This is a genomic window from Litoribacterium kuwaitense (genome assembly GCF_011058155.1).
Lineage (GTDB): Bacteria > Bacillota > Bacilli > Bacillales > DSM-28697 > Litoribacterium > Litoribacterium kuwaitense.
In genome coordinates this window covers 56,120-65,313 of record NZ_JAALFC010000019.1, presented here as the reverse complement: position 1 = coordinate 65,313, position 9,194 = coordinate 56,120, and the positions used below count along the sequence as shown (strand labels likewise).

Below are 9,194 nucleotides of genomic sequence, written 5' to 3'. Positions count from 1 at the left end.
CACCTCACTTTACAAACATATCTTTTGCATAGTCAGACATGTCGTCGTCAAAGACTTTTCTACGGTATTTAACAACGAATACAAGGTGGTAGTACATCAAAAACACTGATGATTATGACCATCTATTTTCATCGAAATCTCAGCTTTTCTTTTATATTAGACTGATGATATTATAGCACAAAAAAGAAACAACTTTTAGGCTTACGACTAACCGACATTCATCTCCCACTTACTCATTGGACAACGTCCTAACATTCCTTGAAGTGGGAGTCTTCTGTCAGAAAACGATAAACTTAATGAAGTCCCAATCTATTTTTTCCTTACACCCCTCTCCCATATCAGGTCGTGTTTTCCCAATATTCATGATCCACCGCTTAACAACACGGTAAAGACAAACACGGCGTGGAAGTTCCAAATAAATAATCGTATCCGCATGTTCTGCACGTATCTCAAAAGTATGACTATAATTCCCTTCGATAATCCATTGATCTTGATTCACAATGTCGTGCTGGGCTTTGGAAAAATCCTCTAATGAAGCCTCTATCCAGTTTGGTCTCCAGTATAAAGCATCTAAATGGTATACATTTATATTTAAGGCTTCCCCTAATTTTCGAGCAAATGTTGACTTTCCTACACCTGATGAAATGCCAATGACCATGATTCGTTTCACGACACGCCCCCCTTTTTACAACTTTCTCTAATAAATGTATTATAATTGCCAAAGAAGCTTTTTCTCACGTTTCGATGATCGAATAGGGGGAAGTAAAAAGGCATTTCAAAAATGTAAATCACCTGTTTTCAAAATGCCTCCTAAAGTCCGTTTGAGCACAAGCAAAGTCGATTCAACATTTACGCTGCAATGGATGATTCTTATAAGAATACAACGTTTTTATAAAGGCTTTCGATATAAAGGGAAGGTCATACATCGTGGCCCGCCTCTTCCACGGGACAGCTCTGAATCTGGTATTTCAATCACCTCAAGCCCGTACTCACGTAATAGTCGATTTGTCGTTGCATTACGCTCATAAGTCATCACTTTTCCTGGTGCGACCGCAAATGTGTTGGCACCGTCACTCCACTGCTCACGCGCTGCTGTGATCGGATCTCCTCCGCCACAAGGAATAAAGGTGACCTCAGCGAGATCCAGCGCTCGTCCCAGTGCTTCCTGCAAATGGCTCTGTCGTGTGATAGAAATCTCACCGTCCTCCGCAGGTTCTAGCAAAAACACACTCTCCTGTGAACCTAGGATTGCCGGGTGAATGGTAAACTTATCGTGATCGACCATTGTAAAAACCGTGTCTAAATGCATGAATGCTCGCTTCTTTGGGAGCTCAATCGCAAGCACTTTTGTCACCGCAGATTTCTCGGTAAAAAGAGTCCTTGCTAAGCTTTCGATTGCTTGCGGTGATGTGCGTGCGGAAATGCCGATCGCCAGTACATCAGGCCGTAAAACGAGAATATCGCCGCCTTCAATACGATATCCATGCTCGCGATTCAACCATAGGTGTGAAGCTTGTCCGACAAACTTTGAATGCTGTTGAAATACAGTTTCCATTAAAAAGGGCTCACAAGCACGTGCCTTTTGATCCATCATATTGATTGAAACGGCGTCACCGATCACAGACTGTGCATCTCTTGAGAAGTAAAGGTTCGTCATCGGATCAACATAAAAAGGGTATGATTGTCCAATCATATCTGCAAGGTGGAGGGGTCGCTTTGAGGCAATCATTTTCTTTTTAATCCCCGTAGTAACCGTTTGAAACAACTCCTCAGCTGTCAGCTCTTTTAGATATGAAAGCACTTCTTGATAAATATCATGTTCAAATGAATAATAACGTTGTAAAAATTCCGTACAGAAGGATTGCCGCTTTTCATCATCCTGCAATACGTCAACGACCAAATCTTTTAAATATAGTACTTGAGCTCCGGTTTTCTGAAGCTCTGCCGCAAAAATATCATGTTCTCTTTGAATCGCTGGCAAATAAGGAATGTCATCAAACAATAGTCTCTCCATATACTGAGGCATTAAGTTTTCAAGCTCATCACCTGGGCGATGAATGACGACACTTTGTAACGGGTCTATCTCTGAACCGATATAAATGTTTGTATTCATTAGGTCATACATCCTTTCTCTGTTCACTCATCCACTGTATACGATCTTCTATTAACATTCCCTATTTACCTACAATCAATCGCCGATCAATCACATCGATAAGCAAAAAAACTGACTTGATAAAGGGACTATTTTTCTTATCTCCTCATTCAAGTCAGTTCTATACATTTATATCGTCACTAATGTCAAGATGACGGATGACAAGCCAAGACACAATCCAACAAGGTACAAAAACGTAACCGCTTGTCTTTGTGTCAGTCCGATCGCTAACAAACGATGGTGGGCATGGGTTTTATCTGCAATATGAATGGATTTTCCTGAGAGCAGACGACGAATGACAACATAAAAGCTGTCAAAAATCGGCAGTCCAAGCGCCAAGACTGGAATGGCGACTGAAACAAACGTCATCGTTTTCAATGTACCTAAAACCGAAATCACACCAAGGAGAAGACCTAAAAACATCGAGCCCGTATCTCCCATTAAAATCTTGGCGGGATGAAAATTATGTTTCAAGTAACCAAGCGTCGTCCCAACGACAGCAGCTGCGATGACAGCCGAGACAATTTCACCAGTGACAAGAGCAATACACATTAATGTTCCTGCAGATATTGCGGAAATCCCACCGGCTAAGCCATCCATACCATCTATCCAATTAATTGCGTTCATAAGACCGACAATCCAAAGTACCGTTAAAACTGTACCGATTAAAGGCGGGAAAACGAAATAGCTTTGGTCAAAAGGAATGCCAATTCCCAAAACGACGACCCCGCTCTGAACAACGGCGATGGCCGCACCAAATTGCAAAAGCAGTTTTGGCAGTGCGGGAAAATCTTTCTTTCTCGTTTTCGCATAATCATCTAAAAAGCCAGCAATCGCAATGAATCCGAGTGCGATGCTCATACCAGCGTACAATGGACCCTCAACCCAGTTTAATAGCCAAAAAGCGGTCAGCATCAACCAAAAAACGAGAATCATAGCCATTCCGCCTAGTAATGGAATCGGTTTTTTATGTATTTTGCGCGCATTTGGCTGGTCAACAAAACCTTTTTTGACGGCGATTTTTCCGAAATACGGGATGATCCAATAGCTGAGCAGCCCCGAAATCATGACGACGAGCAACAGCTGTTCCATGTCCTTTCCTCCAATGCTATGAAAATATGCATTAATCATAGAATATCATAATCTCATAGCGCTTTGTACTCTTACTACTCGATTTTGACCATCGCGAAAAGATGGAGACCGGCTGAAAATGATTGGAGAGATGTAGATTAGCTCAAAAAAAAGAGTGTAAACAAAGGTTTTTTAGACTTTGCTACACTCTGAGACGACTATGCGCTAGCCGTTTGCAAACAAAGTACATGTTTTATACCGTCGTTATTGCTTCTTTGACGGGTGTGTCACCGTCTAGCATTTCAAAAATCAAATGGCTCGTTAGCGGCGTGTTTAATGACTCGACGAGGGCAAGAGCGACATCTTCTCGCGACACGCTCCCTTCATAATTAGTCAATTTTTTATTCGCTCGTATCATTCCTTGCCCTGGTTCGTGAGACAAGCGGCCAGGACGAACGATTGTATAGTCGAGCCCACTCTCGACAAGCATCTCATCCGCGTCATGCTTTGCGTCCATGTAATGCCTTATTTCCTCCGGCATTTTTTCGGGTTTGTCAGCGCCAACCGAGCTCAGCATCACAAATTTTTGTATTGGCATGGCTTGAGCAGCTTCGATCAATCGGATCGCACCGTCGCGATCAACCTCTTCAGTTTTATCTTTTCCCGTATGTGATCCAGAACCAGCAGCAAATATGATCGCATCCATACTGACCACTGCCGATGAAACATCGTCTTCTAAATCAGCGACTACAGCGGTCGCACCAAGTTCATTGATCGTATCAATCTGCTCTTCGTCCCGAATCATTCCGAATGCGCCATGACCTTTTTCTTGCAACTTCTGTAAAACCAACTGGCCAGTATGTCCATGACTTCCAGCAACAAGTACTCTCATACATACGTCTCCTTTCAAAATATCTGCAGCGTTAAAGTGAATGTACCCATTGGAACAGCTTGACTAAACATGTGAAGTTGCTCTTGGCCGTAAAAAAACACCTGAGCCCGGAATGGACGCAGGTGCTAGCGTATAGTCACATACACTTAACCTTAACCTTACTCTTTTAACGATGCACAGCAGATGAAGCACGAATGAGACAGCGAGAACAATTGGTGACACTTGAGGCCGCAGTCCTTAAACCGACACAGGAGACTGATGAAATCGCTCTAAAAATGACTTTAAACGTTCGCTCTGCGGATTTTCAAACAGCTCATTCGGCGAACCTTCTTCTACAAGATTTCCATCAGCTAAGAAAACAACCCGATCGGAGACTTCCCATGCAAAATCCATTTCATGCGTGATCAAAATCATCGTCATATCACCTTGCTCAGCTAGATCTTTAATAACGCCGAGCACTTCTCCGACAAGCTCAGGATCAAGCGCAGACGTCACCTCGTCAAAAAGCATCACTTTCGGCTGCATGACAAGGGCACGAGCAATGGCCACACGCTGCTTTTGACCACCTGACAATTGAATAGGATAATTGTCCACTTTATCTGCTAATCCAACTTTGTCCAGCATTTGTACGGCGCGCTCCTCAGCTTCTTTTTTAGAAAGACCGAGCACGCGCATTGGCGCTTCAGTACAATTTCGTAATATATTCATATGAGGAAACAAATTAAAGTGCTGAAACACCATCCCGATATTTCCGCGAACTTTCCGCAAATGTGCTTCATTTGCCTCAACGATTTGTCCATTCTTCTCCATATGCCAAAGGTAGTCCCCATCAACAATAATTCGTCCGCTCATCGGCTTCTCAAGCGTCATCAGCATGCGAATAATCGTCGTTTTTCCTGATCCACTCGGTCCGATAATCGATACTTTCTCTCCAGGAGTTATATTTAAATCAATCCCTTTTAACACTTCAAGCTGGTCAAAAGACTTGTGTACATCTTGAAACTGGACGATATATTCCTTATCACTCATGTCGTTACACCCTTTCTCTCCACTTTCTTTGCCTTACGTGCATAACGATTGTTCATACGCTTTTCTAAATACCTAATCAGCAACGAGGACGGATAGCTCAATACTAAAAACAATAGACCAGCAATTGTAAAGACCTCAACATAGCTATACGTCGCTGAACCTACGAGATATGCTTCCCTTAACATCTCATTAAATTGGATGGCGATCAACAATGGTGTTTCTTTGAACATCACAATTAAATAATTACCTAATTGCGGAATGACTGGCGGAATCGCCTGAGGCAAAATCACTTTTCTCCACGTGTCAAATCGACTAAAGTTAAGTGCCTTACTCGCCTCCCACTGTCCTTTTTCAACCCCTTCAATCCCAGAACGATAAATTTCTGATAAGTACGTACTATAATGAATTCCTAAGGTGAAGGTTCCAGCAACAAATGAAGGCAAAGCTACTCCTACCACTGGAATCTGCGGCCAGGCATAGTAAACAAACAACAATTGGGCTAAGGGTGGCGTCATCCGGATAAACTCTGTTAGACCGTAAAATAGCAGAGCCAAGGGCTTGAATGGAATTCGGCGCAGCATCGTTAAAATTAAACCGACGATAAGCGCAACGATAAATGCACTGATGGTAATGAGAAACGTGTTCCACATCCCGCCTAACATCGCAGGCATCGCATCTATAGCAACGTCCCAGTTCCAGATTGAACTAACGATCATACGCTAGCCACCCCCTTGGAGGCAAGACGTTCAAGAAATTTAGTCATCAGAACGAGTGGCAAAGCAATGATGAAATACACTAAAATCAACGCGCCAAAAATTTCGATATAGTTTTGAAAATCTTGGTTGGCAATATTTCTTGCTGTGCGCGTCGCTTCGGTTAAGGTAATTAAAGACAATAAAGATGTCCCCTTCAATAGCTCAATGACATTATTCCCAAATCCGGGAAGCATGCGACGAAAAGCTTGAGGTAAAATGATCCGTAGCATTTGTTGCCGCCTCGACATGTTTAACGCAATACCGGCTTCCATTTGCCCTTTAGGGACGGCCTCGATTGAGCTGCGGACAACTTCAGAAGCATATGCGCCATAGTTTAGACTTAACGCAATGACTCCTGCGAGAAATGGGCTTAATATATAGCCAAATAGCTCAGGTACAACGTAAAATATCCAAAACATCTGCACGAGCAAAGACGTACCGCGAAAGAATTCTACGTATGTCAATGTCATACCGCGGACGATTTTGCTTCTTGAAACGCGTGAAAGCCCCGCAATAAATGCGATTAAAAACATAAAAACCATTGAAACGAGCATAATGACGATTGTTAGCTTCGCCGCAGCTAAAATATCTAAAAAGATGTCGATAAAATTCAATCCTTATAAGCCTCCCTACTGAAAATACGTCATCCCGCGTCTGCACTTGCATTTGAAACGACACAACGTGCAGACGCGGACGGAGGAGTCACAAAGAAGCCACTCCTCACTCCTCCTTACCCCGCACGTTATCCGGCACAAAGCTCTTCAGTCGTCATATCTCCAGGTAAGTTATCTTCACTCAAACCATATTTCTCATAAATCTCGACAAGTTCACCGGACTCTTTCATTTCCGCAAGGCGATCATTGTATTCTTTGACTAACTCTTCATCACCAGCGCGAAAAACGGTTCCTCCGTAGCCGTACACTTCTTCGCCATTAACAACAGGCTGTTCAAAATCTTCGACAACTTCGATATTACTGTTCTCTGAACCTTCTAAAGCGGTGAGCAATGTTGCCTCTGTCATCGTAATCGCATCCGTACGACCAGCTTCTAGTGCTGCTAAATTATCAGCAATCGTATTCACTGTCTCTATATTGGCTTCAACGCCTAACTCTTCAGCAATGTCTTGCAAATAACCGTACTCCACACCACCAGCCATGACAGTAATTGTCGCATCGGGGTTAGTCAGAACATCTTCATAGCTATGAAGGTCAAGCGGGTTCCCTGGAGCAACGGCCATCGCTTCACCCATTCGATACTCTGGCTCCGTAAAATTCGCATTCTCACACCGTTCCGGGGTAATATACATCCCAGCTGTAACAGCATCAAAATTGTTTGAATTCAGTCCGTTTATAAGTGAACTAAAATCAACGACGTTTCCGTCAAGCTCTTCAACCCCTAAATCAGAGAAAATGGCTGTAGCAATGTCAACGGACATTCCCTCAGGCTCTCCGTCTTCTGTTTCATAGCCATACGGACGTTCATTGGCAAAACCAACAGAAATCGCGCCGTCCTCTTGGATTTTTGCAGTGTGCCCCCTTCACTCACCTGTTGACAACCTACAAGCAACGCTAGACCTGCTACTAAAGTAGCGGCAGCCAAAATACTTTTCATAAAAATTCGACCTCCCAGATAATTGCTTATATTCTGAATCAGTTTCCGATGACTCCTTTCATCGAGGGATAGTCGCCTGAAACTGACCCAAAATTTCTCAACAGTCTTTATCGTATCAAACAAGCCGGTGTAACCACAAAGTGGCTAATACGATATATACTTACATACGCTATCATCAAACCTCTCAAGACACGGTTATATGAGAGATACTCTTTATAACGAGCAGATCATCACGCATGCAAGCACATATGTCAAACAAACCAGGTCTTTCTCCTTTTACCCCAAACATGTTAATTAAACGTTTTTTACATCTAGAGGTGTAAAATAAGATACATTTCGGGAAAGACAGAAGTAAATAAACATACACATCGTGTGGAAAGCAGGTATGGTATGAATTTAAACAGGGTCGCTTTACTCGTCAATCCAAACGCAGGCAATCAAGCGTGGCTTGAGCATTTAGATGACGTGCGCCAGACGCTTGCACAACGTTTTGCCAACGTAGACATTTACAAAACGACATCAGCTGAACATGCTCAACAGCTCGTTGATGAAATCCATACAAATGTAGATGTGCTCATTGGAGCGGGCGGGGATGGCACAATTTATCAATTAACAAACGCTCTCGCTCGCCTTGAACAAAGGCCTGTATTTGCCATACTTCCGTGCGGAACAGCCAATGATTTTTCGCGCGCGATTGGAATGGCACAAGACCCAATTGCTGCGCTCGAACAAATTATGCAAATGAAAGTAGAACCCGTTGATATCGGCTTTGACGGTCAGCAATACTTTTTGAATTTCTGGGGAATCGGTTTAATTACAACCGTATCGGAGCAAGTACAAAATAAAGACGCCTTAGGGCGGCTTTCATATTACATCAGCACTTTACAAAATATGAATGAAACAGAACCGTTTCACGTTCGCATTCAAAGCGACACGTTTGAATACGAGGGCGAGGCGGTGATGGTGCTCGTTGGCAATAGTCCGTTTACAGGTGGACTGCGTGCCTTTTTCCCGAACAACCATTTACAGGACGGGACCTTTGACATACTCATTATAAAAAACTCGACGTTACCTACTTTCTTGCAAATGTTTCGTTCGCGCATCACTCAGCTGCCAGCTGAGCATGAGAACGTTATTTATCATGAAGCGAAGCAGTTGTACATCGAAGCGACACCTCAGCAGAATATAGACTGTGACGGGGAGCGGCGCTACAACACACCCGCTACAATTAAAAACCTACAGCAATATCTACGTATCATCGTAGGTAATGACCTTACACCTCATTAGGCTGATTAAAAGCAGTCAAACTTACATGCCATCGACTAAAATGATTTAAAAACGCTGTTCATACGAGGCATGAAGATAAGCGAAGACTTGAATAGAACATAAGGGTATGAGAAGACAGTGAAGTTGCGGGTGATGGATGTGAGCGTTTCGCAACAGGGTGAAAAAGCACACCATAACGTATAAGGTGTGCTTTTTGTCTATACATTTTTTCTCATTGTGAAGGAACCTACGGCAAGGGATAAAGCAGCGAAACACTTGCGCCAAAGTGAGGGTTTAAAAGGGGCTTTCACGAGGTTCTCCTTTCATGATTGTTTTCGATATCTTATATATCGATTTATTCATTAGTCTTCCCCATTTCGGTAGATTCATATCATCTGTTACACAGTTGCCATGCGAT

9 protein-coding genes and 2 pseudogenes are annotated in these 9,194 nt (G+C 43.0%); 1 reads left to right on the top strand and 10 read right to left on the bottom strand.

The genetic code is table 11. From position 1 onward, the window contains the following. Positions 1-7: 7 nt before the first annotated feature. The 10 genes and pseudogenes from G4V62_RS11075 to G4V62_RS19895 all read right to left on the bottom strand — a co-directional run. Positions 8-132 (bottom strand): annotated as a pseudogene (locus G4V62_RS11075) (transposase); the annotation flags it as partial. 151 nt (positions 133-283) lie between these two features. Further along, positions 284-670 (bottom strand): annotated as a pseudogene (locus G4V62_RS11070) (P-loop NTPase family protein); the annotation flags it as partial. 219 nt (positions 671-889) lie between these two features. Next, a complete protein-coding gene (locus G4V62_RS11065) occupies positions 890-2,113 on the bottom strand; it encodes an arginine deiminase (protein WP_165202181.1) in 1,224 nt (407 codons plus the stop codon). A 168-nt stretch (positions 2,114-2,281) separates the two neighbouring features. Beyond that, the gene (locus G4V62_RS11060) at positions 2,282-3,244 is read right to left on the bottom strand and encodes an MraY family glycosyltransferase (protein WP_165202179.1); all 963 of its coding nucleotides are present in this window, start codon (positions 3,242-3,244) and stop codon (positions 2,282-2,284) included. A 232-nt stretch (positions 3,245-3,476) separates the two neighbouring features. After that, on the bottom strand, positions 3,477-4,115 hold the full coding sequence (locus tag G4V62_RS11055; protein WP_165202177.1) for an SDR family oxidoreductase: 639 nt from the start codon (positions 4,113-4,115) through the stop codon (positions 3,477-3,479). 237 nt (positions 4,116-4,352) lie between these two features. Then, on the bottom strand, positions 4,353-5,144 hold the full coding sequence (ehuA, locus tag G4V62_RS11050; RefSeq protein ID WP_165202175.1) for an ectoine/hydroxyectoine ABC transporter ATP-binding protein EhuA: 792 nt from the start codon (positions 5,142-5,144) through the stop codon (positions 4,353-4,355). Next, positions 5,141-5,860: an ectoine/hydroxyectoine ABC transporter permease subunit EhuD gene (gene ehuD, locus G4V62_RS11045; protein WP_165202173.1), complete on the bottom strand. Its 720-nt coding sequence runs from the start codon at positions 5,858-5,860 to the stop codon at positions 5,141-5,143. Before ehuD ends, ehuA begins: the two co-directional genes overlap by 4 nt. Then, entirely contained in the window at positions 5,857-6,513 is a 657-nt protein-coding gene (gene ehuC / locus G4V62_RS11040; protein ID WP_281358589.1) for an ectoine/hydroxyectoine ABC transporter permease subunit EhuC, read from the bottom strand. Before ehuC ends, ehuD begins: the two co-directional genes overlap by 4 nt. A gap of 128 nt (positions 6,514-6,641) precedes the next feature. Beyond that, complete coding sequence (ehuB, locus tag G4V62_RS11035; RefSeq protein ID WP_312855480.1) at positions 6,642-7,400, bottom strand: ectoine/hydroxyectoine ABC transporter substrate-binding protein EhuB; 759 nt, start codon at positions 7,398-7,400, stop codon at positions 6,642-6,644. Then, positions 7,295-7,510, bottom strand: coding sequence for a hypothetical protein (locus G4V62_RS19895; protein ID WP_246218392.1), 216 nt, complete (start codon positions 7,508-7,510; stop codon positions 7,295-7,297). The genes ehuB and G4V62_RS19895 overlap by 106 nt, the downstream gene beginning before the upstream one ends. Positions 7,511-7,900: 390 nt before the next feature. On the opposite strand from G4V62_RS19895, the gene G4V62_RS11030 reads away from it, so the two are divergent. Continuing rightward, positions 7,901-8,797, top strand: coding sequence for a diacylglycerol/lipid kinase family protein (locus G4V62_RS11030; RefSeq protein WP_165202171.1), 897 nt, complete (start codon positions 7,901-7,903; stop codon positions 8,795-8,797). The last annotated feature ends 397 nt before the right edge of the window (positions 8,798-9,194 follow it).